The sequence below is a fragment of the Enterovibrio baiacu genome (genome assembly GCF_004120195.1).
GTDB classification, from domain to species: Bacteria; Pseudomonadota; Gammaproteobacteria; order Enterobacterales; family Vibrionaceae; genus Enterovibrio; species Enterovibrio baiacui.
The window spans coordinates 21,643-48,300 of the sequence record NZ_SCHN01000006.1 but is presented as its reverse complement, the minus strand read 5'-3'; the positions used below and the strand labels follow the sequence as shown (position 1 = coordinate 48,300).

Annotated in this window: 22 protein-coding genes; 12 read left to right on the top strand and 10 right to left on the bottom strand. The window is 47.1% G+C overall.

All coding sequences use genetic code 11. The annotated features are described in order from the left end of the window. Positions 1-48 precede the first annotated feature (48 nt). Entirely contained in the window at positions 49-1,842 is a 1,794-nt protein-coding gene (locus EQP46_RS02850; RefSeq protein WP_129492217.1) for a M28 family metallopeptidase, read from the top strand. 75 nt (positions 1,843-1,917) lie between these two features. Here EQP46_RS02850 and EQP46_RS02845 read toward each other — a convergent pair whose 3' ends face one another. From EQP46_RS02845 to EQP46_RS02830, 4 genes are all read right to left on the bottom strand, one after another. Further along, entirely contained in the window at positions 1,918-3,771 is a 1,854-nt protein-coding gene (locus EQP46_RS02845) for a bifunctional sugar phosphate isomerase/epimerase/4-hydroxyphenylpyruvate dioxygenase family protein (protein WP_129492216.1), read from the bottom strand. Beyond that, entirely contained in the window at positions 3,768-4,226 is a 459-nt protein-coding gene (aroQ, locus tag EQP46_RS02840) for a type II 3-dehydroquinate dehydratase (protein WP_129492215.1), read from the bottom strand. The genes EQP46_RS02845 and aroQ overlap by 4 nt, the downstream gene beginning before the upstream one ends. 28 nt (positions 4,227-4,254) lie before the next feature. Beyond that, positions 4,255-5,319 (bottom strand): Gfo/Idh/MocA family protein, encoded by a 1,065-nt coding sequence (locus tag EQP46_RS02835; RefSeq protein WP_129492214.1) that lies wholly within the window; start codon positions 5,317-5,319, stop codon positions 4,255-4,257. A 78-nt stretch (positions 5,320-5,397) separates the two neighbouring features. Further along, positions 5,398-6,042: a GntR family transcriptional regulator gene (locus EQP46_RS02830; RefSeq protein ID WP_129492213.1), complete on the bottom strand. Its 645-nt coding sequence runs from the start codon at positions 6,040-6,042 to the stop codon at positions 5,398-5,400. A gap of 325 nt (positions 6,043-6,367) precedes the next feature. On the opposite strand from EQP46_RS02830, the gene EQP46_RS02825 reads away from it, so the two are divergent. From EQP46_RS02825 to EQP46_RS02810, 4 genes are all read left to right on the top strand, one after another. Continuing rightward, entirely contained in the window at positions 6,368-7,372 is a 1,005-nt protein-coding gene (locus EQP46_RS02825; RefSeq protein ID WP_129492212.1) for a sialic acid TRAP transporter substrate-binding protein SiaP, read from the top strand. Positions 7,373-7,383: 11 nt separating this feature from the next. After that, positions 7,384-7,902 (top strand): TRAP transporter small permease, encoded by a 519-nt coding sequence (locus EQP46_RS02820; protein WP_240671627.1) that lies wholly within the window; start codon positions 7,384-7,386, stop codon positions 7,900-7,902. After that, positions 7,899-9,194: a TRAP transporter large permease gene (locus EQP46_RS02815; protein ID WP_129492210.1), complete on the top strand. Its 1,296-nt coding sequence runs from the start codon at positions 7,899-7,901 to the stop codon at positions 9,192-9,194. The genes EQP46_RS02820 and EQP46_RS02815 overlap by 4 nt, the downstream gene beginning before the upstream one ends. 260 nt (positions 9,195-9,454) lie before the next feature. Next, positions 9,455-9,808, top strand: a complete 354-nt coding sequence (locus EQP46_RS02810; RefSeq protein WP_129492209.1) for a DUF4870 family protein — start codon at positions 9,455-9,457, stop codon at positions 9,806-9,808. Positions 9,809-9,913: 105 nt separating this feature from the next. Here the strand turns inward: EQP46_RS02810 and EQP46_RS02805 are convergent, their stop codons facing one another. Then, entirely contained in the window at positions 9,914-10,849 is a 936-nt protein-coding gene (locus tag EQP46_RS02805; RefSeq protein ID WP_129492208.1) for an AraC family transcriptional regulator, read from the bottom strand. Between the two features lie 103 nt (positions 10,850-10,952). On the opposite strand from EQP46_RS02805, the gene EQP46_RS02800 reads away from it, so the two are divergent. Together EQP46_RS02800 and EQP46_RS02795 are read left to right on the top strand one after the other, a co-directional pair. Further along, on the top strand, positions 10,953-11,597 hold the full coding sequence (locus EQP46_RS02800) for a cytochrome P460 family protein (protein ID WP_129492207.1): 645 nt from the start codon (positions 10,953-10,955) through the stop codon (positions 11,595-11,597). 11 nt (positions 11,598-11,608) lie between these two features. Then, positions 11,609-12,160 (top strand): cytochrome P460 family protein, encoded by a 552-nt coding sequence (locus EQP46_RS02795; RefSeq protein ID WP_129492206.1) that lies wholly within the window; start codon positions 11,609-11,611, stop codon positions 12,158-12,160. 136 nt (positions 12,161-12,296) lie between these two features. Here EQP46_RS02795 and uraH read toward each other — a convergent pair whose 3' ends face one another. After that, complete coding sequence (gene uraH, locus EQP46_RS02790) at positions 12,297-12,650, bottom strand: hydroxyisourate hydrolase (protein WP_129492205.1); 354 nt, start codon at positions 12,648-12,650, stop codon at positions 12,297-12,299. 323 nt (positions 12,651-12,973) lie between these two features. Further along, positions 12,974-14,182 carry an MFS transporter gene (locus EQP46_RS02785; RefSeq protein ID WP_129492204.1) on the bottom strand — a complete coding sequence of 403 codons (1,209 nt, stop codon included), beginning with the start codon at positions 14,180-14,182 and terminating at the stop codon, positions 12,974-12,976. 1,123 nt (positions 14,183-15,305) lie between these two features. On the opposite strand from EQP46_RS02785, the gene potE reads away from it, so the two are divergent. Next, positions 15,306-16,658 carry a putrescine-ornithine antiporter gene (gene potE / locus EQP46_RS02775; protein ID WP_129492202.1) on the top strand — a complete coding sequence of 451 codons (1,353 nt, stop codon included), beginning with the start codon at positions 15,306-15,308 and terminating at the stop codon, positions 16,656-16,658. A gap of 305 nt (positions 16,659-16,963) precedes the next feature. Then, the gene (gene adiA / locus EQP46_RS02770; RefSeq protein ID WP_129492201.1) at positions 16,964-19,261 is read left to right on the top strand and encodes an arginine decarboxylase; all 2,298 of its coding nucleotides are present in this window, start codon (positions 16,964-16,966) and stop codon (positions 19,259-19,261) included. 69 nt (positions 19,262-19,330) lie between these two features. Here adiA and EQP46_RS02765 read toward each other — a convergent pair whose 3' ends face one another. Further along, a complete protein-coding gene (locus EQP46_RS02765) occupies positions 19,331-20,209 on the bottom strand; it encodes a sulfotransferase (protein WP_129492200.1) in 879 nt (292 codons plus the stop codon). 279 nt (positions 20,210-20,488) lie between these two features. Further along, positions 20,489-21,232 (bottom strand): glutamine amidotransferase-related protein, encoded by a 744-nt coding sequence (locus EQP46_RS02760; protein WP_129492199.1) that lies wholly within the window; start codon positions 21,230-21,232, stop codon positions 20,489-20,491. 423 nt (positions 21,233-21,655) lie between these two features. On the opposite strand from EQP46_RS02760, the gene uvrY reads away from it, so the two are divergent. Genes uvrY through pgsA form a run of 3 tightly spaced genes read left to right on the top strand, consistent with a single transcriptional unit; the run spans position 21,656 to position 24,737 of the window. After that, positions 21,656-22,300 (top strand): UvrY/SirA/GacA family response regulator transcription factor, encoded by a 645-nt coding sequence (gene uvrY, locus EQP46_RS02755; protein ID WP_102318377.1) that lies wholly within the window; start codon positions 21,656-21,658, stop codon positions 22,298-22,300. A 15-nt stretch (positions 22,301-22,315) separates the two neighbouring features. Next, positions 22,316-24,142, top strand: coding sequence for an excinuclease ABC subunit UvrC (gene uvrC, locus EQP46_RS02750; protein ID WP_129492198.1), 1,827 nt, complete (start codon positions 22,316-22,318; stop codon positions 24,140-24,142). Between the two features lie 43 nt (positions 24,143-24,185). After that, positions 24,186-24,737 carry a CDP-diacylglycerol--glycerol-3-phosphate 3-phosphatidyltransferase gene (pgsA, locus tag EQP46_RS02745; RefSeq protein WP_129492197.1) on the top strand — a complete coding sequence of 184 codons (552 nt, stop codon included), beginning with the start codon at positions 24,186-24,188 and terminating at the stop codon, positions 24,735-24,737. A 329-nt stretch (positions 24,738-25,066) separates the two neighbouring features. Here the strand turns inward: pgsA and EQP46_RS02740 are convergent, their stop codons facing one another. After that, the gene (locus EQP46_RS02740; protein WP_129492196.1) at positions 25,067-26,596 is read right to left on the bottom strand and encodes an O-antigen ligase family protein; all 1,530 of its coding nucleotides are present in this window, start codon (positions 26,594-26,596) and stop codon (positions 25,067-25,069) included. Positions 26,597-26,658: the final 62 nt, after the last annotated feature.

The following is a 26,658-nucleotide window of genomic DNA, read 5'->3' as shown; positions in this document are numbered from 1 at the left end:
ATTTTATGAGTGTTTGACTGATTGGGTCTTTTAAAAAGGATGACAATAATGAAAACATTCAACGTTAGTGGAAAGAAAGTCATCGTGGTTGCTATCAGCGCCGCCCTGTTGACGGGTTTTGCTGGTTGTGAAGACCCACGATGGGTGGCTAAAAAGGTCAGCAACGCGATGAAAGAAAAACGCCTTGTTGATCATTTGGAAGGCTTGGAAGTGGCCGCTGTTCCGACACCCGATGGTGAATCAACAACTCGGGCTGCAGGTTCTGATGGCTATTCGAACTCTGTCGATTACATAACAGAAACCCTTCAACGCCACGGTTATGAAGTGACTTATCAAGCGTTCGATTTTCGTGCTTGGGAAGAGCAAAGTGGCACCTCCCTAAGTGTAAACGGTCAAGCTCTTGTGCATGCGCGTGATGCAACGGACGATATTCCTGCCGACTTCGCAACCATGTCTTACTCTGGCAGTTCTAACGGCGCAATCAGCGCTGATATTGCATTTGTAACTCCCGATTTTAATTTTGAATCGCCAGATTATGACGACACGGATGGCTGTGAAGCATCGGACTTCGATGGTGTCGATGTGTCAGGGAAGGTTGCCGTTATCCAACGAGGCGGCTGTACGTTCAATGCCAAAGTGGTAAACGCTGAAAATGCGGGTGCTGTGGGGGCTATTGTCTTTAACCAAGGGAATGATGAAGGCCGTAAAGCGGTTGTAAACGGTACCTTGGGTAGCGACAGCGAGGCGAGCATCCCCGCGTTTGGTGCGCGCTATGATCTCGGTAAAGCATGGTATGACGCGCTCGAATCAAACACGATTGCTGCAGCGCTGAGTGTCTCTGTCGAAGATGAAGTGGTTGAAACTCGAAATGTGTTCGCTGAAACCGAAGGTGGCGATCCTGACCAAATTATCATGGTGGGCGCGCATTTGGATTCAGTTCCTGAAGGTCCAGGCATTAATGATAATGGCTCAGGCACAGCGGGCATCCTTGAATACGCGATTCGTTTGAAGAAGAAACTGAAAAAACTGCACGTTGATCAGAAAAACAAGGTGCGTTTTGCTTGGTGGGCAGCAGAAGAAGCAGGTCTTGTTGGGTCTGACTACTATTCCAATGAAGTGTTTGGTGCAATTTATAACGATGCACAAACCCAAGTCATGGAAGAACTCGGTATCACGGATCCTTCTGAGCTAACGGATGCACAACGTGACTTGGTTGAAGCGCGCTACAACGAGATTAATCCCATTAAGATGTACCTGAACTTCGATATGATCGGTTCGCCTAACTATATCTACGGGGTGATGGATGGTGATTTATCAGACACGAAAGACGATCCAAACAATGCGTATCCGGGGGATTTCGAGCCACCAAAAGGCACGTCTGACATCGAGAGTTTGTTCAATGAATTCTTTGCCGATAACGATGAAGCCACCGTTCCTCAAGCACTGTCAAAACGTTCTGATTATTCAGGGTTTGCTGACTGGGGTGTTGCATTCGGTGGTTTGTTCACCGGCGCAGAGCGCGTGAAAAATGCTGAAGAAGCCGAGCAGTTTGGCGGTGAAGTGGATGTTGCATATGACAAGTGTTATCACCAAGCGTGTGACGACTTGAACAACGTCAGCAACGAAGCCTTGACCAAAAACTCACGCGCGTTGGCCTATGTGGCGACATACTTTGCGATGACAGAAGAGCTATTTGAAGAGCAAGAAGAACAGAAACAACGTTCGCTTCTTCGTTCAGCTCCTCAAGATAAACACCGCATCGGAGAGAAAATCAAAGCAGCGTCTCGCGAGACGGCTGACCACGGTCACTTCCACGGAGATTTTGACCAAGATCGTGACTAAGTTTTCTCGATATACGTAAAAACAAGGGAGCCAAGTGGCTCCCTTTTTAGTGGTTTTTGCCGGGAATAGAAAGTGTTACCCCGCCAATTCTCTCGCTTGCATGGTCAAACGCATTTGACTGTTTGCGGCGCCAAAACCTTTATAGCCATTTCGTTGCAAGATCTCGAAACAGAAGCGACCTGCGAACAGCGTGGTATACAGCTGGAAGAAGGTGCCGTGTTCGTCTTCGTCATAGAGAATGTTGAAGCGTTTTAGCTTTGCTAACACGTCATCAGACAAGGAGAATCGGGCAGCGATGTCGTCATAGTAATTCGCCGTAACCGTCATAGTGGTGCTGGATTGTTTCTCCATGAACTCGGCGACAGCAAAAATGTCTGTGGTGGCGAACGCGATATGGTTTACGCCAGTTCCGGCGTACTTATCCAAAATGCGTGTTGAAACGGTTCTTGCTGATTGGCTGCTATTTAGCGTGAAACTGACTGCACCGTCTGGTGTTTGTAACGCCTGACTTTTTACAAGACCACCTGGGTCTGAGACATCCACCGTTGGCATGGTTTCCATGCTAAACATGGAGCGATATAAAAGTACGGAATGCAGCATCTCTTCATAGTTCATGGTTGTTGCAACATGATCGACGCGGTTTAGAAAACCCTGAGGCTGCACGTTGTCGTGCCAAGTGAATTCCCGTTCCCAATGGGCAGGCTTATCTGCATCATCCACCATGTAGAGTAGGCTTTCGCCTGGGCCATAGATTGCAGGAATACCGTGGGTATCTGTTTCTGGGTTGCCATAAACCGGCGGGAAGCCCAGTTGATTGGCGCGTTCAACCATATCACTAACCTTGTTACAGGTTAGCCCTACAGCGCAAACAGACACCCCATGTTGCTGGTGGAATTGCTGTGCGAAGCTGTCAGGTTCCATGTTCATCACGAGGTTGATGTTACCTTGTCGCCAAAGCTCCACGTCCTTCTTTCTGTGTGTTGCTGTGTGACAAAAGCCCAGCTGCGCTAAAATTCTGCTCAGGGCGTCTTTTTCGTTGGCACTCAACGCAAACTCAATGAATTGGATTTCAGAGGGCGGAGAAACCGTTGAAATCTTTTCAGGCTCGACATCCGGCGTTTTCTCAATGGCTTGATTGGCAAAAACCAACGAGCGATAGCCATCGCGCGCTGTTTTTTCTGTTGAGCCAGAGCGGAATTGGTCATTGAAAATCTCGAGAGAGAAGGGGCCGTCGTATCCGGTTGCACGCATGTTGGCTACGAACTTATCGAGCGGCAAATCCCCTTGTCCGGGGAAGCATCGATAATGACGACTCCAGCTTAAATGATCCATCGATAGGCTCGGCGCGTCAGCAACTTGTACCAAGAATATGCGGTCGCCAGGGATATTTAGCATGGTATCGAGTTCGGTTTGACGCGAGAAAATATGGAAAGTGTCTAGGCACACGCCCACGTTTTCATGGTTTGCGCGGCGCACGATTTCCCAAGAATCGCGGTAATCACACACGTACTTCCCCCAACCGAGGGCTTCATAAGCCACGCGCATATTGCGTTTTGCCGCGCGTTCGCCCAATTCGTGGAAGTCATCCGCAGCGCGCTGAATTCCCCCAAGTGCGTGTGGTGACACGCTACTACAAACCATTAAGAGGTCGGTGCCCAATTCTTCCATTAAATCGAATTTACGCTCGGCGCGATCAAAGGCTTTTTGGCGATAGGGGGCTGGTAACCCTTCAAAGTCTCGAAAGGGTTGATAGGTGACCACATCCAAACCGTGATCGTCTAGCATGCTACGAATTTCATGCACCGAACCGTTGTGGGTGATCAGGTCATTTTCAAAGATTTCGATACCGCGAAACCCTGCTTTTGAAATGGCTTCTATCTTTTGCCTTAGGGTGCCAGAAAGGCAAACCGTTGCGATGGAATAAATCATGATGATAACTCCGCACAGTCTGCCAACGCTTGAATAGCCAATGTGTAACCATTGACGCCAAACCCTGCGATAACACCAATAGCCACTGGGGTTAAATAGGAGTGATGACGGAATGACTCGCGCGCGTGCACATTGGAAATGTGCAGCTCAATCACAGGGACCTGAGCACCTTTGATAGCATCATGCAGGGCGGCTGAAGTATGCGTATAGGCACCTGCATTAAAGACAACACCAATCAACTCTCCGCTTTTATGCTGTCTTCCCGCTTCATGGATGGCATCAATCAGAACGCCTTCGTGGTTGCTCTGCAAGCACTCAACACTAAGGTTTAGAGATGCCCCTTTTTGGCGACAAAGTAATTCAACATCATTCAGCGTTGAGGAACCATACTGCTCAGGCTCTCGCTGTCCGAGCAAATTCAAGTTGGGGCCGTTTAACACCAGTAAAGATTTCATCGTTACAGTCCTTTGCCATTCCCTAGGGTTAACCAATGTCGTTCACAAAAACGGTTCTTCCGTTTTTCACCGCTTCAACAACGGCTTCCGTGACGCGGAGGTTTTGTAAGCCATCTCTTACTGTCACTAATGGCTTTTCTTCTTTTTTGATCACGCGACAAAAATGGGTAAGTTGCTCGACCAGTGGATCTTTACGTTCAAGCGATATGTTGTCGCATTCGAACGGCTTCCACCAAGAACGGTCTTCTTTTTCTTTATAGTATTTCAATCGCATGGTGGGGACGGAAATCGAGCCGTGTGTCCCTGCAATGTGGTAGCAATCTTCGTCTTCATAGCTCGAATAGGCTTTGTTTTCTTGGGATGTTTGCTCCCAGCTTCTGCCTGACCCTGCTGTGTCTGATAACAAGAAAGTGCCAAGCGAGCCATTTTCGAAATTGAAGGTGATTGATACGGTATCTTCCACGTCAAACCCGCGACGGCGATTGGATGCCATGGCTTGAACAGCAACGATTTCACCACACAAATAGCGCAGGTTTCCGATGTCATGGATTAAGTTAATCAAGATCGGGCCGCCACCTTCTTTGGTGCGCCACGGTGCAGCATCGAAGTAGTCATCGGGCTTGTAGAATACGGCGCTGCCTTGTGATGCCACTAAGGTCCCTAATACGCCAGAGTCGATGATTTCTCGTGTGCGTTTGATGATGGGGCTGTGCATTCTGTGGTGCCCAACCAGCAAGGTATCCCAAATGCCAGGGGTGTTCACCGCGATATTGAGCAGCTCTGTTGCTTCTTCAACGGTGTGTGATACGGGCTTTTCAATGAGCACGGGGATGGCGTGCTGGATACACACTTTTGCTTGGGTAACATGAAGGTTGTTCGGCGTTGCTAAAATCACGCCATCGACATCGATCGCGTCGATCATGGCTTCCAGATCAGCAAAATGGGGCGTTTTGTACTCTTCTGCAAGCTGTTTGCTTGCTTCGAAAGGATCGACAATTGCTGCGAGCTGGCAGTTTGGGTGTGCATCAACGAGTCGAATATGGTTTTTACCAATCAGCCCAGCGCCGACCACGGCGATACGTAGCATTTCCATGTTTTCTTGCGTTCCTTGTCTATTGGGTAAAAGCACGCGTTTTAACGCGTGAAAATAGCGATCGCGTCTTACTGTTTGTTATTTTTCTGTACTTGTTGCTTTCACGCGTTCTACAAAACCACCTAGGTGGGATTCAAGCGCATGAATGCAGGTGTCAATGTCTCTGTTTAATGCGGCCTCAAGGATGAGCGCATGTTCGTCCACAATGTGTTTTCCGCGAAATCCAGACGTGCGTAATTCCATCATCACGAATTGTCGAAATTGGTCATAAAGCTGGCGGTGGTAATGCATATGAAGCTCTGAGTTGCACGCGCCTATGAGTGCTGCATGAAATTCATAGTCGCAGCGGTGCCACATGACAAAATTGTCTTCAATGCTGTTTTGCATCTTGCTCTCTACGTGTTGTAGCTTATGGTGAGCAGCAACGAGATTGCTTTCCCATTCCATATCGCCCACTGCGAACGACTGTCTTGCACCATCGCTTTCGAGCAAAATGCGTAGTTTGGTGAGTTCTTCCATCTTCTGAACTGAAAAGCTGGCAACGTGGAAGCCTTTTTGGCCTTCAGCCACGACCAATCCATCGCTTGCTAAACGCGTGAGGCTTTCACGGAGCACGTTAACACCACTGCCATAGCGAGATTTCAGGCTTTCCATTCGCAGGCGGCTGCCTGCTTTGAATTCGCCTTTCAATAAGTCTGTTCGAAGTGTTTCGTAGAGTGTCATTGCTACTTCTCTTTGTTTAAAACGACGAAAGTAACGTCTTCAACGCTTCTATTAATGCACCAATTGCTGACGAACATTGGTGCAAATTTGAGATGAACCTACGTTTTGATGATTTCACTATAAAACAAAAAATATCACCTAAAATTAAAAATAGATGATGTTTTAACATTTGAGACACAATTGGCTAACATCGTGATCAATTATTCGTCTACGCTAATGACATATTCATGGTCAACTGTTGTTTTGATGTGTTTATTCATATTACGCATCAATGCGTTGACCCTATAAGGGCCCGCAGTAAGGGCTTTAATCAAAGGAGTGGTGTATGAAATTGTTGTCCCAATCATCAGCAAGCTGGATGAAGAACCTGATGAAGATGACTGCGCTATCAGTAAGTATGTTTGCTGCAACAGCGGCTGGCGCGGCGGATATGAAATTGCGCTTGTCGGCACCGAGTTCAGAAACTGATCAGCGTGCGGTTGCGCTAACAACGGTATTTGGTCCTGGTGTTGCAAGTTTTGCAGAATTTGAACCGCACTGGAATGCATCACTGTTCAAGCAAGGCACAGAGCTTGAAGCGATTGCGCGTGGCAACCTCGACATGGCAATGGCATCGGCGCAAGAGCTGGCAGAATTTATCCCTGAGTTCTCCATTTTCTCTGCTGGTTACATGCACCGCGATGCGGATCACCAAGTGGCGGTATTTAACGCTGACTTCATGGAGCCTCTTAAAGAGCAGGTTGAAGACACGTTGGGCGTGAAACTATTAACTGTTATTTACCTTGGCCGTCGTCAGTTAAACTTGCGTACCGATCAAGAAGTGATGACACCTGCGGATCTTGCGGGCGTGAAACTGCGTATGCCAGGTTCAGACTCATGGCAATTCCTAGGTAAAGCATTGGGTGCCAACCCAACTCCAATGGCCTTTACCGAGGTGTACACAGGACTACAAACTGGCGCGGTTGATGGACAAGACAACCCGCTTCCTACGGACAAAGATGCAAAATTCTACGAAGTGACCAAGCAAATCGTATTGACGAGCCACTTGGTTGACTTGAACTACCTTGCTATCTCTAAAAAGGTTTGGGACAAGCTGACGCCTGAACAACAAGCACAACTTCAAAAAGCGGCTGACGATGCAGCAGCATTTGGTCGCAAAAACCAATTGGCACTTGAAGGTGAGCTTGTAGACTTTTTCGTCGAAAAAGGTCTTAAAGTATACGAACCTGATCTAAATGCGTTCCGTACTCACGTACAAAAAGCGTACTTGGAATCAGACTTGTCTGACACTTGGCCTGAAGGCATGGTAGAGAAAATCAATAAGCTGTAATGAGGTCGCGTGTGAAATCGATATTAACTTGGTTTCAGCGAATTGCAGATGGCATTGCCGTCGCTATGTTGGCGGTAATGTTCCTGATGTTTTGTGCTCAGATTTTCTCACGCTATGTCCTGAATTCACCCATAGGTTGGTCATCAGAACTCCTGCTGACCTTATGGCTATGGGTGATTTTCTGGGCGGGCGCGTTTTGTCTTCGCCATAAAGACCACATTCGCTTCGACCTTCTCTATTTAAACGTGCCAGGAAAAGTCCAGCGTGTATTTCTCATCCTGTCAGCATTGGGCATCATTATCGGTTTCGGAATGAGCTTTTTGCCAACGTGGGATTACATCACTTTTTACAAGATCAAGAAGAGTGCCATTTTGAAGTGGCGTCTTGATTACGTATTCAGTATTTATGGCGTTTTCCTTGGTGTCATTATTCTCCGCTATAGCGTGTCATTGATTCAGTATTTGAACCCGAAATACAAGATCACGGATGAAAACGCAGATGCCAACAAGGATGAGCAGGTGGAACAATGAGTTTAGCGTTAACACTTTGCTTGGTGACTGTCCTTTTACTCGCTGCCTTTGGTACACCAGTGTCGTTTTCTATGATCATTGGTGCCATTGTTTATTTGGCTGTCAGTGGTCAAGATCTCGCCTTGGCGGGTGAGCAGATTATCCAAGGTTTTTACAACAGTTTTATCTTGCTTGCGGTGCCTTTGTTCATTGCGGCTGCCAATATCATGAATGCAGGAAGCATCACGGATAGGTTGCTGCAATTTTGCGTTGCATTGGTGGGTCACTTACGTGGCGGACTAGGGCATGTGAACATTGTGTCGAGCCTTATTTTCTCGGGCATGTCAGGATCTGCAGTGGCAGATGCGGCAGGCATCGGTCGCGTTATCATTAACATGATGACCAAAGATGGGCGATACCCACCTGCGTATGCCGCGGCCATTACTGCGGCATCAGCAACCATTGGCCCAATCATCCCACCGTCAATTCCGATGGTGATTTATGCATTGGTGTCTGATACGTCTATCGGTTATTTGTTCATTGCTGGCCTGATCCCAGGCTTGTTAATGGGGATTATGCTGATGGGGATGAACGCGTACCTTGCTACCCGCATGGACATCGTGAAAGAACCTCGCACACCGATTAAAGAAATTCCTGGTATTACCTTCCGTGCGCTACCAACGCTCTTAATGCCAGCCATTTTGCTGTTTGGTATTTATGGTGGTATCACAACGCCAACGGAAGCAGCTGCGGTTGCAGCAGCCTATGCGCTGTTCCTCGCGGCAGTGGTGTATCGCTCAATCAGCTTTAAGCAGTTGTACCATGCGTTAAAAGAAAGTGCCTATTCGTCTGCATCGGTAGGGTTAGTTATCGGCTCCGCGCTGATCTTTAACTACATCATTGCGACGGAAAATGTGCCGACCTCTATTGCGAACATGATTGCTGCGGCTGATTTGTCGCCAATGGCCTTTTTGATCATCGTTAACCTGATTTACTTGGCTCTGGGTTTCTTATTGGATGCGACGACCGTTATTTTGGTTATCGTTCCACTGTTTATTCCTGCATGTCGTGAATTGGGCATCGATTTGGTGCACTTTGGTGTTATCACTATCGTTAACTTGATGATAGGGCTGATAACACCGCCTTATGGCGTGCTGTTGTTCGTGATAAATGGAACAACAGGCATACCGTTAGCGGGCATTATCAAGCAGATCATTCCTTTCATCATTGCGCTGCTTGCAGCTTTGATAATCATGATCTTGTCGCCGGATTTGGTGCTCTCATTACCACGTATGATGGGGTATCAGGGTTAGCATCTACCTCAGATGAAACCGCGAATAAAAAAGGCCGTAACGGCCTTTTTTTGTGCCAGTTCGTATGTTTATGTCTAAAAAAACATTACAAACAATATTGCTGATTACTGAATGATCGCTGGCTTATCGCAAAAATAAAAACTTCATCATGGACGTATCAATGGGTTTATGTGGCTTGGGTATATTAGTTGTCAGTCTAACTACAAAGCGGCGTTATACAGAATCTGACGCGTTTTAATACTATTCACAAGGAGAGGACAATGAGTGATACCGTGGTAGAAAGCGGATCTTCAACTGAAGGCACTGCAAAAATCGTTTATGTGTTGTATTTGGTGGGTATTTTATTTGGTCTAACGACGCTTATTGGCGTTGTTATGGCTTACGTGAACCGAGGTGATGCGCCGGAATGGCTAAAAACGCACTACCAATATCAGATTCGAACGTTTTGGATTGGAGCGCTATATCTGATCATTGGTGCAATTACATCACTCGTGCTTGTTGGCTATCTGATCTTGTTGTTTTGGCTCGTGTGGACTGTGGTGCGCATGGTGAAAGGCATGAAACAATTGGATGCCAAAAAAGCCGTTGAGAACCCAACAGGGTGGCTTTTCTAACCCATCACCACGAAGACAGAAAAAACCGCATTTTCCAATGCGGTTTTTTTGTGTCCTCATGTTTCTCATTAGGTCTGATTGAGGCTTTTTGGGAGAGCTCGTTGACTAGGTTTTTTTCTGTTTTCGTAACTCGCCTGGGCTAATGCCCATTTCACGGATCATGGCGCGGCTAAGTGTTTGACCAGAGGTGAAGCCTAAAGAAACCGCGATCTTGTCGACGGATTCATCTGTGTATCGGAGGGCTTGATAAGCTTTTAGCCTACGCCAGTGATTTAGATAGGCAATAGGGGCCATGCCGATGGCATCTTGAAAGTGGCGCACCAAGGTCGCACGAGACATGCCAATTTGTTTTCCTAGTTCATCAAGTGTCCACTCCTTTGCAGGGTTTTCATGCATGAGGGACAAGGCTTTCAGGATTCTTTTGTCTCGCGTGTTAGAGATGAAATCCAGTATTTTGTCGTTTTCATCCAGATAGTGCCTTAAAAGCGTTATAAATAACACTTCCGTAAGTTTGTCGACGATCAGGTTATCTTGATACCCCGACTCTCGAATTTGGTGGTCAATGAGAGTGATCAATGTCCATATTGGATCGTCATGTGAGATGTTTTTGAAGTGCAGAATATCAGGTAAAGCATCCAACACTGGATGGCTTAGTCCTTCATCAAACTTTACCATGCCACACATGAGTCTATGAGTGGTTATTCCATTTTGAAACAATGGTTTATGAAGTGCGCAAGCCTCTTCCATGCTCTCGCTCGCTATGCGAGGGTTACTGGGATCATCGGCCAGCCAATGTTTATCGCCATTCGGTAGAAAAACGAGTTCCATTTCATCAGCTTGCAGTTCTTGGTCACCCTTTATACCGACGTAGCATTTGCCTTTCATGGTGATGTGAAAGCGAGGATACCCTGTCTGCTCGAGGGATATGCCCCATGGTGCAGATAAATCAGAACTTAGAAAAATAGAACCTCTAAACCTAAGTGTTTCAAGGATATCTGTGAGTAAATTGAAGCTTTCGTCGTTTTTGATTCTTCCAAGCACCAATGTGAGTCTCCTGATTATAACGCCTTTTCCTTGTATAGCCTAAGCTCTGTACAAATGCTTGTCTACTGAGCATTTTGTCACTAGAAAGGAGTAACTATAAATGGAAGCAAAAAAAGCATTCGCAACAAAAACAACTCCATCTTCAATTCTGGCTAAAGGGTTGGGGGCGGCTGCTTTATTGAGCGCGTTAACCTTGGCGTCAACCAGTGTTTCTGCAAAGGAATACTTCACCATTGTAGACGGCGCATTGGAACGTCCGACCGGTTATCGTGAATGGGTATATGTTGGAACACCCGTTACACCTAATGATATGAACAATGGCAAAGCGGCTTTTCCAGAGCACCACAATGTTTACATTGATCCTGAAAGCTGGGCGCATTGGAAAGAAACTGGCGAGTTCCGTGATGGCACCATTATCATCAAAGAGCTTGTGGATGTTGGCTCTAAGGCTGCAGTGAGCGGTGCAGGTTACTTCCAAGGGGATTTCATTGGCTTGGAAGCCACGATCAAGAGCAAAAAAGTGAACCCTAACGAGCCGGGCAATTGGTCTTACTACAGCTTTTCTACACCGGATCATGCTTCATTGACTGAAACCGCAACGGCATTCCCAGCGGCTGCATGTAATGCTTGCCACGCTGCTGCAGCAGCGGATGATTTTGTATTTACCCAGTACTATCCGGTACTGCGCGCAGGTAAAGGAACCGGTGAGCTTGCCATTGGTGGCGTGTCTTCATCATTAAAATAAGGTAGACAAAAATGAAAAAAAGCATCATAGCTTTCGCTTTACTGGCGAGCGCTGGAGTCGTTACCACCTCCATTGCATCAGATAAGACCTCGTTTTCAGGGCTTGTCGATGCAGATGGCAACATTGCTTTTCCTGAAGGGTTTCGTACGTCAATGGTCCATCTTGGATCTTGGTTTGTGCCTGATGGTGGTGCGAGCGGTTTCCACGGCGTTTATACAGAAAAGGAAACTGTAGAGGCGTTCCGTAAAACCGGTAAATTCCCTGATGGCGCGACGCTTGTTAAGGAACTTCGCGCGCACGCGAGCGGGGATTTCACCACGGGCGCTGGCGTGAATTATGAAACCGGAAACCTTAAACAATGGTTTGTCATGGTAAAAGACACTGAAGGTCGCTTCCAAGACTCGGGTGTGTGGGGAGATGGATGGGGTTGGGCGCTCTTTAAGCCTGATAACCTTGGCGTCAATGTTTCTTCAGACTACAAAACTGATTGCTTAGGTTGCCACATTCCAGCGAAAGACAAGGATTGGATCTACACAGAAGCGTACCCAATCTTAGCGGAATAAATGTGCTTCTGAATGTCCCTCAGTAAGATAAGCCAGCTCGCCAAGCTGGCTTTTTTCGTTCTAGGCCCGCGACAACCCGTCTTGTTGATATGGCTTTAGGCGTTAAATCAGCGAGTGAGAAGCGAATTGCGTCAGCCTAGCTTCCTCTGTATGTCGAGTAGCTATAGGGAGAAACAAGCAATGGGACGTGAAAGTGCTGATTGTGATCTGATATGCCAAATCGAATAACAATTTCGTCAAGAAAGGGGATGGGGTCTAGAGGTGTGTTTCGATTGCGAAAATACGCTGCCGTTGCAAACACAAGCTGATAGTGGCCCGATCGAAAAGCATCGCCTTCTAATAAAGGCGCATTGGTTCTGCCATCTTGATTTGTTGATGTGGAAAGAAGCGGTTTAAGTCCGTCATCATCAATGCGATAAAGCGATAGCTTCACACCTGCTGCAGGTACACCATTTGCGGTATCAAGAACATGTGTCGTGAGTTTCCCCATTTTTTAGCCTCCTAATAGTTGGTGTATTGACTGCATTTTTTTTTAAATTAGCAGGGAGGCGAGGTAGATGCATATCTAGAATCGAGAAATGATAACAAAATCAATAACACATTAACGCTTTCGTTACATTGTTCAATAAAATTATGCAACTGATATCATTTGTTTGTGTATTACGTGAACTATGAAACGCGCATTGTTTTATGGATGTTTTTCCCAGGGACAGACGTGAAAATCATAGAGCGCAAAAACGAAAATGGGTCGTAGAACGACCCATTTTATATTCGGTGTATTTTTCGCAAACAGCGATATTAACCAATCGTGGTTTACGCTGGCTGCGCCATTACTCGGACGATGGGTTTATCGTTAATCGGTAAGTGCAAAATCGCGGCTGTAAGTGCGAGAACAACTGTTGCCCACCAAATCGGTTCATACGAACCATAATGGTCGAAGACGCGGCCACCGACCCATGCTCCCATGAAGCTGCCAATTTGGTGGGTGAAGAAGACCAAACCGTATAAGGTCGACATGTACCGTGCACCAAAGATTTGGCGAACCAATCCTGATGTTAATGGCACTGTGCCTAACCAACAAAAACCAATGGCTGCACCAAAGAGGGTGGCGGTTTCTGTGGTCAATGGCAACGTCACGAACAGAGCCAGCACCACAGAACGCATCATATATAAAGAAGACATGACGTAGCGCTTGTTAAATCGGTCGCCCATCAACCCCCAGAAATACGATCCGAAGATATTAAAGATACCCACGTAGGCCAACGCCATCGCCGCCGTATTGCCGGGTAGCCCTTTATCTGCAATGTAGCTTGGCAGGTGAGTGGCAATGAACATCACTTGGAAGCCACAAACAAAGAAACCCGCGTGAATGAACCAGTAACCTTTGTGCTTGAACGCTTCTTTCAGCGCTTCTTTTAGCGTTTGGGAATCATCAGCAGGGTTCGTCATGCCTGCACCTTGCGATGTTTTGATAAACACCGAGAAGGCGATCATGATGGTGCAAAGCACGGCGAAAACCTGCATGGCCGTTTGCCAGTCAAAGTTCGCCAAGAGTGACTGGGCACCAGGAATAACGGCAAACATACCGAATGAACCCGCAGCGGTGGTTAAACCGAATGCTTTTGCTGTGTGTTCAGCCGGAACCACCTTGGCAACCGCCCCCAAAATGATGACATAGCTTGTGGCACTGAGACCCAAACCCACCAAAATACCGAGGGACACATAGAGCATGCCGGCGCTGGTCGCGATGGACGTGAGGTAGAGACCGAGAGCGTACGCAACACCCCCCATTGCAATGATGCGTTTTGCGCCGAATCTGTCAGCTGCCATACCGATAAAAGGTTGGAACGCGCCAAACATGAGGTTTTGCACGGCAATAGCGAGGCTGAAAAATTCACGTCCTGTTTGGAACGTGTCGCTGATAGGCATCATGAAGATACCAAATGATTGCCTGATCCCTAGGCTGATGATCAATATCCCTATTCCCATCCAAACGACGAGCGGGAACCGGAAAATACTCATTGAACTACCTTAACGTTGAGAGTGAATCATGTTCACTTATTGCTTATAAATTCGAAAATCGCGTGTACTTGACGCTATTTTACGCACCGCTTTGCAGTGACGTGCTGTATATGTCTTGTTCAGTGGTGGGGCGCGTCTCTGTGTTGTTGATGACAACCCCCATCCACGGCGTAGTCCGTTAATGCACGTTGAAGTGGCGTGCAGTGATGAACGACGATAAGCGTTAGCACAAGGACGATTGCCCAGCGACAGAGCTGAGACGCCAAAGATTGTGATTGCAAAAAGGGTGGAAACATAGCGACCTCAGGGTGAGAAAGGCGCGTAGAGTAGAGTTATCAATGGCATGAAGCAAATGAATTAGATGCAAAAAGGTCATGCGTTTTTTGCATGGCGAACGCATCAACACGATTAAGAGGTGCTAAGCACCATAAAGAAATGACGAATGTCCGCGCTGAACCGTCATGGTGTTTACACTTATGCGCGCCAAATTAAGCTTCTTTTCTCATAAGTACCTGCTGGAATGAAAAAATCAGGACAAGTAAAGTCACGCATTTAGTGAATAATTATTTGCAGGGGCGTGTCAGAGTCATCCGCAATATTGATAGGTCTTAAAGAAGTAAAACACGCTATGAATGATGCTAAGTGATTGAGTTTGCGATAATGCGTGATATTCGTCACAAATATTTTTCATGGAGATTTTCCCTTGCACGTCGATGTTCACGCATTGAATAGTGATTTAGATCACGGTCAAAAACTCATTTTTGCAATGCTAGATTGCATTTTTAGGGGTTTAAAAAATTCGAAATCGGAGAAGAATACGCTTCATCGAATAGAGCTATCTTGTTTAAGTACGCTAAGCTGCCTAAGAATGAAACGGTCTAAACGATTTAATGAATATGCTTTTCTCTAATATTCATTAATGGATGTATTTGCATGGCATTATGTCTATGTAAATATTGCTGTAGTAAGAGCACATTCGTTATTTCTGATTATCACCAATATCAAAATGCCGCCCTTAAATATATTCAAGTAAAATGAACGCTTGGCTATATACAGTCGCCATGGATCTGGCCGCCTGAAATTAATCTATTATTCTATCTCGTCTGAATTAAGGGTTTAAGTGATGTCTTCAGATGCCAATAGTAAAAAAATGGGATTGGTGGGTTTAACCGTTCTCGTTGCAGTAAATATGATGGGCTCAGGTATTATTATGTTACCTGCGAGCTTGGCACAAGTTGGAACCATTTCTCTCCTTTCTTGGGTTATTACAGCCCTAGGTGCAATGTGTATTGCGTATACCTTTGCGAAGTGTGGTGCGATTTGTAAACGTTCCGGTGGTATGTCTGCGTATTCCGAAGAAGCGCACGGAAAATCGTCCTTCTTTATTGCGTCTTATACCTACTACGTTTGCCTAGTTATCAGCTGTGTCGCTATCGCGGTCTCTGCAGTGGGTTATATCAAACCTTTCATGCCATGGCTTGATACGCCGATGCACACCTTCTTTGGTGTTGTCGCCATCCTTATCGTGACCATGTTGGCGAACTTTGGTGGTCCTAAAATCACCGGTCAAATTTCGTCATTGACCGTGTGGGGCATTATCCTTCCTGTGCTTGGTTTATCAGTGATTGGCTGGTGGTGGTTTGATCCACAGACCTTCATCTCTGCATGGAACCCACACCATGATACAACCATGCACTCTGTGTCTTCAGGTATCGCGCTGACACTATGGGCTTTCTTGGGCATTGAATCTGCCGGTGCTAACTCGGATGCGGTTGAAAACCCAGAGCGCAACGTACCGCTTGCTGTGTTATTTGGTACAGGCTTCGCCGCGGTGGTGTACATCCTTTCTACCACTGTGATCCAAGGGATTATCCCTAACGCAGAATTGGCGAATTCAACGGCACCGTTTGGTCTTGTATTCAGCCATATGTTTAACCCAACCGTGGGCAATATTGTCACCATGGCAGCGGTTATCGCGTGTATCGGCTCGCTATTGGGTTGGCAGTTCACCAATGCGCAGGTTTCAAAATCTGCGGCGGAAGAAGGTTTGTTCCCTAAAATCTTTGCGAAAACCAACAAAGCGGGCGCGCCAATCATGGGCATGCTGATCATGTTGGCGGCAGAACTGTTACTTGCCCTGATGACCATCTCTCCTAACTTGGTTAATCAATTCAACGCATTGCTCAACCTTGCGGTGTTCGTGAACATGGTGCCTTACATCCTCTCCATGACAGGATTGGAAGTGATGCTACGTAAAAACAAAGTCACACCTGCACAATACAAATTGGGAGCGACGGTGGGTACGCTGGGCGTGGTTTACAGCATCTATGGCGTGTATGCCTGTGGCGCGGAAGCCGTATTCGGCGGCACCATACTGACCCTGTTCGGCTACATCTTCTACGGATTCATTGCGGCGCGAGATATTAATACCGACGCGAACGAAGCAATCGCAAACGAAAAAGAAGTTAACGCGTAAGCAACACATTCATTATCTGCTTACCCTAGGAATTAGCATTAAATAACCAGCCTCATTTTCTCTCCAGTTATTGGGGTTGGCTATTTCCCTATTTTTTATAAAAGACATGAGCCAAAGAAATAACGCCGATATGGGTATTTATTCTTTGGTGGATTGAACGTGAAAGTTAAATTTAATTGCGCTGGCGTAATGGTCAGCCTAACCCTGAATTAACGTTAACCACTCTGCCTGACTTATTTGTATTACATACACAAGCCATCCAAAGCGTTGACGCTGAAATGCACCTTGTCGATTAGGTAATTATTATGAGCAACTACTTCAGCAAAATGCGCACTCTGGTTGTAGAGCCGCAAAATATTGATCCAAGCAGCTATGCTGCACGCACCACACAATCACTGATTGCAGAATTGCACGAACGCACGATTGAAATCGTCACTGCAAACTCTTATGAAGATGCGAAGGCTGTGATCCTCGCAACGCACATCGACAGCTTAGTATTGACGCTCGATAAATCAGAAGAGCAGATCCTCCATTCAAACGAAGAAATTGAACTGCTAAACACGCTCAAAGATCGTCAGTCAGAAGTGCCTGTCTTCTTGCTTGCAGAGCGAGCGCGAACCTCGATTCTTGCGAACCGCAAACTGATGGAACGTGTGGATGAGTGTTATTCCGTGCTGGAAGACACCGCAGATTTTGTTGCGGGTCGGATTGTTGCTGCCATGAAACGTTACCGTGAACATGTGCTGCCTCCGCTGATGAAAGCGATGATGCAATACAACGACATTCACGAGTACTCATGGTCAGCACCGGGTCACCAAGGCGGCATTGGCTTTACAAAAACGCCCGCAGGTAATCAGTTCTACCAATTCTACGGCGAGAACTTGTTCCGCTCAGACATGGGCATTGAACGCGCGGCGTTAGGTTCACTGTTAGACCACACAGGCGCGTTTAAAGACAGCGAAGAAGAAGCATCAAAAATCTTCGGTGCACACCAATCGTATTCCGGCATTGTGGGTACATCGGGCTCGAACCGCACCATCATGCAAGCGTGCTTGAAAGACGATGACATTGCCATCATTGACCGCAACTGCCACAAATCGATCGAGCAAGGTTTGATCCTGACAGGCGCGCGTCCTGTGTACATGGCACCCAGCCGCAACTGCTACGGCATCATTGGCCCAATCAGCCAAGCAACCATGTCTGCGGCGTCCATCAAACAAAAAATTGCAGATGGCAAACTGACCAAAGAATACACAGGTAAATCACCACGCTATGCTGTAGTCACTAACTGTACGTATGACGGTCTTTGCTACAACTCAGAGCGCGCTGAAGCCTTGCTTTCTGAAAGCTCTCATCGCATTCACATGGATGAAGCGTGGTTTGGTTATGCTCGATTCAACCCTGTCTACAAAGGTCACTTTGCCATGCGTGGCAGTGCTGACGGGCACAAAGGCCCAACGGTGTTTGCGACCCATTCAACCCACAAACTGTTGAACGCGCTCTCTCAAGCGTCTTATATCCATGTACGTAATGGCGAAGATGCGATTGACTTCGATCGCTTCAACCAAGCGTACATGATGCATACCTCCACATCGCCGCTCTACGCGATCTGTGCGTCTAATGACGTGGCAGCAAACATGATGAAAGGGGAAAGCGGTTTATCGTTGACAAACGAAGTGATCCGCGAAGCGGTTATCTTCCGTCAAAGTGTGCGCAAACTGTTCAACGATTACACCACTGATGGCGATTGGTTCTTTAAACCGTGGAATGCGGAAGTTGTGACTGACACCAACGGCGAGAAAGTGAAATTCGAAGATGCGTCAGTCGAATCGCTCATGACAGTGCAAGACAACTGGGTACTGCACCCAGAAGACAAATGGCATGGCTTCGACCACATGGACGACAACTGGTGCATGTTGGACCCAATCAAAGTGAGCTTGCTCACCCCAGGTTTGGATGACAAAGGACAATTCCTTGAAAAAGGTGTGCCAGCAGCGTTGGTGAGTGCGTATCTAGGTCGCTTTGGTATCGTGCCAACCCGTACAACGGATTTCCAAGTGATGTTCCTGTTCTCTATGGGTATCACCAAAGGTAAACGCGATACGCTGATCAATACCTTGCTGTCGTTCAAACGTCACTACGACGCAAACGTGTCTTTGGAAACCATGCTGCCAGAATTGGTAGAAAGTGCGCCAGAAATCTACAAAGGCTTGGGCCTGCGTGATTTGGGTGATCGCATGTTCCAATACCTTGTTCGTCATAATCCAGCACAGGTATTGAACGAAGCCTATTCAACCTTGCCAGAAGTAGAATTGAAACCACGCACGGCTTACCACCACATTGTGGCAAACGAAGTGGAATTAGTGCCTTCAGACAAACTGGAAGGCCGCGTTGCTGCGCACTCAGTGATTCCTTACCCACCAGGCATTCCAATGCTAATGGGTGGCGAGAACTTTGGTAACGAAAGCAGCCCGCAAATACAGTACCTTAAAGCCCTTGAAGCGTGGGATGACGAGTTCCCAGGTTTCGAACATGAAACCGAAGGGGCTGAGAAAGAACACGGTAAATACCACGTGCTTTGCATCAAATCTGATGCGCTGTAGGTGAAATGAAAGAAAACGCCTTCCCATTGGGAAGGCGTTTTTTTATCTATCTGTGTCCCCTGAGAGAACTCAGGATGCAGGGCACCATGTATACACGGTGTTGATGTCTGTTGCTGGCATCTTCATGACTTTATTGCTGCATCGAATCTCGTTTTGTCGTATCGCAGCGTCGATATGGGGACTGGCAGGTAAATCTGCAAATTTGAGGATGGAAGCCATCGTATCGTAAGGGTTGGCCGAGAAATGTTCATAGTCAATGCTGAGCATATTGATGTCCAACTCTTCCTCTTCTTGCTTGGTCGTTTGCAGCAATTTATTCAATTGGAACGCCGTGCCTGCAATAGGGTGGTCTCGTAGCATGTCATATTGTGCAAGCTCTCTAATGGAGTATGCACCACGCCACCACAGCATATGTTTCCCTTGGTATTCCCATTCTTCTGTTGAGAGCATGGAGTTCACCGTAGACGCCGGATCACGAACGATGTTCACGAACTTCGCCTCAGGAAAAAGGCTGCTCAAATAGTGCAAGCGCGATGGGCCTGTGAATTTCAACGCAAGGCGAGGGCGTTGTGTAGAGATTAGGCGTTTTCTCAACACGTCTTTAATGGTTGAGATTTCAATGGGAGTAGCGTGCTTACTTTTCGCAAAGCCACGGAAGAAGTCGATCTCATCTCGAGAATAGCCATCCCAAAATGACAGCGCTTCCGAAGGTGTCGGCGAGAATTCACGCGCTAATCCTGAAAACATGGCGTTACCAAGCACCGCGGAAGAGCGCCATTGGCTGGTCTGGGTAAATACATGGTTTTGCCATTGCGAGCGAGGGTGTTTTTCAAAACTCTCATCGAGCCAACACAGATCCGTATGATGGAAAACCAAGTTAGAAATCAGCGTCACGCCTGAGCGTGGTGGCCCAACAAATATCAGTGGCTGGTTTAACGATGATGTCATGGCTTCGCTCCCGTCGTATGTAATGAACACAAAGGAGCAAATTAAATGCCAGTATAGTAAGTGCTATTTTTCAATGAGATATAACCGAACGCCGTGCGTATAGCCACCTTGGTTTGCATATTGAGAATGTACACAGCAAAAAATGCAATGAGGTTCGAGATTAGAGGTACGAGATAGGAGTTTCGAGATAAGAGATAAGAGATTAGAGATTAGAGATAAAGCAGAGTGTTGCGATCCGAGGTTGAGGATGTGGTCTTCCCAATCTCGGATCTTTCACCATCACGCTTGGCGTTTTTCTCGTGACACCACTTGCTGATCTAAAAACGCAAACAGGCGATCGATGACGATGTTTCTGTCACCCATGCCGTTCGCACGAATAATTGCTGCGGCTTCATCCACTTTTTCATCGCCTGCTTTTTCTCTTAAGCGCTCAATCAATTGAAGCAGAAATGCATCCGTGAACTCGGGGTGGCATTGCATGGTCAATACGCGGTTGTCTTTTTGCGTGATAGCAATCGGGCAAAAATCGGAACCCGCTAGAACCTTAAAGTCGGGGGCGGCGTCTAAGACTTGGTCTTGATGCACTGCGATCAAGTCGAGAGACGTTTGCTGATGTGGGGCATCGAATGCTTCGTGGTCCAAAATGTTAACGGGATAGAGTCCCATCCCCCATCCCTTGTCGGATTTGGCCGCCATTCCGCCCAATGCTAAGTGGATCAATTGATGACCAAAGCAAACACCGATTAACGCTTGGCTTTCTTGGTCGCAGCGTCTAACAAAGTCGATGAGTTGAGCAATCCAAAGATCACTTTCGTACACGCCCCATTTACTGCCCGTAACGAGCCAAACATCACACTCTGACGACGAAGTGGGAAAGTCATCTTCAAACACACGGTATGTGACAAAGGATGTAATCGCACTGTTTGCGAAAAGGCGTTTAAATGCGTCGTCATAGTGACCATATACCGCTTGAGATTCTGGATAATGGTCATCACACAGCAATATCCCAAGGGTTAAAGTCATGTTTTCTTCCTTCTTCGTGGTGGGGAACATTGTCTTTTTAGCGTACTGATGAGAGCAAAAATCCGCCATAACTTTCTCTTGGCCTGTTCTCAATTGCGCGACTTTTTGATACAAAATAACGAACTTAGGCTTAATTAAGCCATTTAATGCATTGAAAGATGGACAGCTTTGTTTTTGTGTGCGATACGGAGGTTGACGCTAACTTAATGGGTTTAAACAGGTTTTCTCTCCAGTGAAGGGGGTTGTGCTGAATTTTTTGACCTTGTTGGCTTATTTGTTACGTTTTAAAACGAAAAACATGTTCTTTTACACAGAATCAATGTGTTCGCCCTTTTATTGTTGGGTTAAACTCAAGTAATATGCAGTTCAAGTCGAGCGCCATCCCGGCGCAAGGCGAGCCAAAATCATAGTGGAGAAACAAGCTTGATAAGTGTTTTCCTTGTAGATGATCACGAGCTGGTTCGCACAGGGATACGACGTCTTCTCGAAGACGTTCGTGGTGTTAAAGTGGTAGGGGAAGCCGAAAGCGGTGAGGAAGCAGTCAAGTGGTGTCGTAGCAATCATGCTGACATTATCTTGATGGACATGAACATGCCTGGTATCGGTGGCTTAGAAGCAACGAGAAAGCTCCTACGCTACAACCCCGACGCCAAGATTATTGTTCTAACTATTCATACTGAAAACCCATTTCCAACCAAAGTCATGCAAGCAGGAGCGGCTGGCTACCTCACGAAAGGTGCAGGGGCGGATGAAATGGTTCAGGCAATTCGTGCGGTGAACAGTGGCCAACGCTACATTTCACCAGAAATTGCACAGCAAATGGCGCTAAGTCAGTTTTCGCCTGCGGCTGAAAATCCGTTCAAAAACTTGTCCGAACGTGAACTTCAAATCATGTTGATGATCACCAAAGGGCAGAAAGTGACGGACATTTCCGAGCAGTTGAGCCTTAGCCCTAAAACCGTCAACAGTTATCGTTATCGATTGTTCAGTAAGTTGGGGATTAACGGCGACGTTGAATTAACCCATCTGGCAATTCGTCATGGTATGCTAGACACAGAAACTCTCTAACTATTTCTGTTCGCTGTGTTTGATGCCAAAGATTTCTTAAAAACTGTCTCAGATAAGCCAGGCGTCTATCGGATGATGGACGCCTCTGGTGAGATCATTTATGTCGGTAAAGCCAAGTCGCTAAAGAAGCGACTCTCTAGCTATTTCCGCAAAAACGTCCCCGGTGAAAAAACACGTGCGTTGGTGCGAAACATTGCCAATGTCGAAGTGACGATCACCCACAGCGAAACAGAAGCGCTCATTCTTGAGCACAATCTGATCAAGAAACACCTTCCGCGCTATAACGTCTTGCTCCGTGATGACAAGTCTTACCCTTATATTTTCCTTTCTGCCAGTAAACATCCTCGATTGTCCATTCATCGTGGTGCGAAAAAGCGCAAAGGCGAATACTTCGGGCCATTTCCTGATGCGGGTGCTGTTCGGCAGAGCTTGTATCTGCTGCAGAAAATCTTTCCTGTACGCCAGTGTGAAGACTCGGTCTATGGCAATCGTACACGCCCATGTTTGATGTATCAGATTGGACGTTGTGCGGGTCCGTGCGTCGAAGGCATCATTTCCGATGAAGATTATGATGAACTGGTGGATTTCACCCGCCTGTTTTTGCAGGGCAAAAACCGACAAGTGATCGCAACGCTGGTGGAAAAAATGGAAGCTGCGAGTCAAGCCTTGGAGTTTGAAAAAGCCGCTGAGTTTCGTGACCAAATCCAATCGCTTCGCCGTGTTCAAGAGCAGCAATTTGTTTCCCAAGACAGTGATGACGATTTGGACGCCATTGGTGTGTCAGTCGAAAATGGCATTGCCTGTATTCACGTGTTGTTCTTGCGCCAAGGCAAGGTGCTGGGAAGCCGCAGCTACTTCCCGAAAATGCCGGCGAACACAGAAACCAATGAGCTGGTTTCTAGCTTCATTGGTCAGTTCTACTTGAATCAGGCGGAAGGGCGAACCATCCCAACAAGCATTCTGATTGGTCAGGAAATGGGGGAGGAGCTCGAATCTCTCGCCGGTGCATTGTCAGAAATTGCAGGGCGGAAAATTCATCTTCAAAGCAAACCTCGCGGTGCGCGTGCGCGTTTCCTCAAGCTGGCACAAACCAATGCTGCTACGGCGTTGACCAGCAAAATCAATCATAAGATGACGATCCACAACCGCTTCGCGATGCTGACAGAAGCGTTGAACCTCGAGTCAGTAAAACGCATGGAGTGTTTCGACATCAGTCATACCATGGGTGAACAAACCGTCGCATCGTGTGTGGTGTTCAACCAAGACGGGCCGCTGAAGTCTGAATACCGACGTTACAACATCACGGGCATCACGGGTGGTGATGACTATGCGGCGATGGCACAAGTGCTAGAACGCCGCTACAGCAAGCAAGTAGACCCTGAGAAGATCCCTGACATCATTTTAATAGACGGCGGTAAAGGACAGCTAAATCGTGCGTGGGAGGTCGTCAGCCCGCTTATGGCGGATTGGCCTAAGCATCCGCTCATGTTGGGCGTTGCGAAAGGTACAACGCGCCGTCCGGGGCTTGAGACGCTGATCAAAGTGTCTGGCGAAGAGTTTTCCATGCCGTCGGATTCACCGGCTTTGCACCTTATCCAACATATTCGCGACGAAAGTCATAACCACGCGATCTCAGGTCACCGAGCAAAACGGGCAAAAGCGAGAAAGAGCAGTGTGTTACAAGAAATCGAAGGCGTTGGTCCAAAACGCCGACAGGCACTGCTCAAGTATTTAGGCGGAATTCAGGAGCTTAAGCGTGCTTCTGTTGAAGAAATAGCCAAAGTGCCGGGAATTAGCCGAGTTTTGGCTGAGAAGATTCATTCGTCATTGCAACAGCCGTGAGTTTCAAGCACCATAACGCGGTCATTCATAAGAAATAAAAACTATGCGACTGAACATTCCTATTATTCTGACCCTCATACGCATCGCATTAATTCCGGTTTTTGTTGTCGCGTTCTATTTGCCTTATGAGTGGTCGGCCTTCGTCGCTGCTCTGATTTTCGTTATCGCTGGTTTCACTGACTGGCTCGATGGTTATCTCGCTCGAACCCTAGAGCAAACCACCCGATTTGGCGCGTTCCTCGACCCTGTTGCCGATAAGGTGATGGTGGCAATTGCATTAGTACTGATCACTGAGCATTACCATTCCATCTGGGTCACCATTCCTGCGGCGACCATGATTGCCCGTGAAGTGATCATTTCAGCACTTCGAGAGTGGATGGCGGAGCTTGGCAAACGTGCGAGCGTTGCTGTCTCTTGGGTGGGGAAATTCAAAACCGCCGCGCAGATGTTTGCACTGACCATGCTGATTTGGCGACATGACGATATCGTGGTGTACATCGGCTATGCAGCGCTCTACATCGCAACCGCGCTGACGTACTGGTCAATGTATCAGTATCTGCTTGCTGCGAAAGATGACCTGCTGAACGCCGACTAAACCAGCCGTTGTTCATTTAACGCTTTCCACGAAAAAGGCCGCTCAGCGGCCTTTTTCAATTTTCTATTCTCGCCAATTAGCGCGTGCCTCTTACGTCGATATCTCCACGCTTTTCTAGTTTCTAGTTTCTAGTTTCTAGTTTCTAGTTTCTAGTTTCTAGTTTCTAGTTTCTAGTTTCTAGTTTCTAGTTTCTAGTTTCTAGTTTCTAGTTTCTAGTTTCTAGTTTCTAGTTTCTAGTTTCTAGTTTCTAGTTTCTAGTTTCTAGTTTCTAATCTCTAATCTCTAATCTCTAATCTCGCATCTCGCATCTCGCATCTCGCATCTCACACCTACCTTTTCTTTGCATACGGATTAGGGATCACGGATCGAGCAGAGCGTGAAAAGGCGTTCTTGGCTGTCTGTGGCACATCTTCGGGTTCATCGACGGCATCTCCTCTGGCTTCGGCCTCTTTCTTCCTTTCAACCTCTTGCTCCCTGACATAATTTGAGACTGCCGCGGTCAGTGCCAACAGAATGTAGATAGGCCATGTAAAACCTTGAGTGAGGAAGGTGCCTGACACACAAAACGCGATAATGCCCGAGTAAAGCCCTTCGCCAATGGCGAGGACAATAGGCGAATAATAGGCGGCGTTTGCCAACACAGTGTTGACCGTTTTAAGGGCGGAGCGATAGATAATGATGGTCATGACAAGGAAAGCGATCAGGCCGAGAAAGCCTGTTTCACCCAATACGCCAAACCACGTACTGTGAACGGCATGGTTTAACCCATCCCAATGGGATGAATAATAGAAGTAGTTGAAATAAAAGTTGTTGAGGCCGACGCCGGAAATCGGGTTGTCGACAGCCATAAAGAATGCAGCTTCCCATGCGTAAAGGCGGCCTTTTGCAGAGGCATCTAATCCTTCTTCTGCCGCTCCGCCGGATTTTCGATCACTGATGCCTGCTGCGAAGAACAAGATTGCGCAGACGATACTGCCCAAGGTGAGCAACAAGGCTTTGGACTTTATCCGTCGCCACGCCAGTGTGCCCAATGCTGACAAGATGCCCAGCAAACCGCCTCGGCTTTGTGTACAAATGATGGCGATGAAAATCGCAATAGCCGTAACAAGGCCGAAGAAACGTTGCTTCTTCGACAAGCCCGGTGTCATCGCGATACCCAAGGTGAAAGAAAATGGAAACAGCAATACCAAAGCTAAATCATTCGGGTCACCAAGTACCGACCCTAAATCACGGCCAACGGTGACGCGCGTTTCTTCCACCAATCCAATGCCGTTGACTTTGTTGTAAATCGTCACCAGCGCGATCAGCAAGCCGGATATCGAAATCATGTTCAGGGCTTTTTTGTAGTGCTGAACGTTACACAAAAGCCAAGCAAGGGCGGGGGTCATGATGCCGATTTTTATATACGTCTGTTTGTAGTAGTTGAAGGCTTCGCCGAGGTTTCCTGCAAGGGGAATACCGATGGTGACCAGAGCGAAAAACACGTAAAAGGCCGTGAGTTCGGCACTATTAAACATACGGATTTTGCCACTGATACCGATGTGCCACGCCAAGGTGGTCAATGTGCCTAGCGAAAGCATTAACGGTATTTTTAACGAGTACAGCGGGGCAAAGGCTTCATGAATACGGAAAAACGAAAAAGCGATGAACAACAGCCCCAGTAACACAGGTTGGCTAATGGTAATTAGAAGAGCTAAAGGAATAAGGCCAATGGCAACAGGAATGATCGGGTGAGGAATGATGAACCACAGGCCACACGCGAGCACGACGAAGAGCGCCGTTGCATGCACAAAATGTGTTTGGATGCGAGTTAACAACAACCGTCGTTGATCGTTAAGCCACTGGATTGCCTGCATCATTTACTCTCAATAGTTTCTAACAGTCTATTAGAGCAATTGCTGTGCCACCAAATATTGCGGAC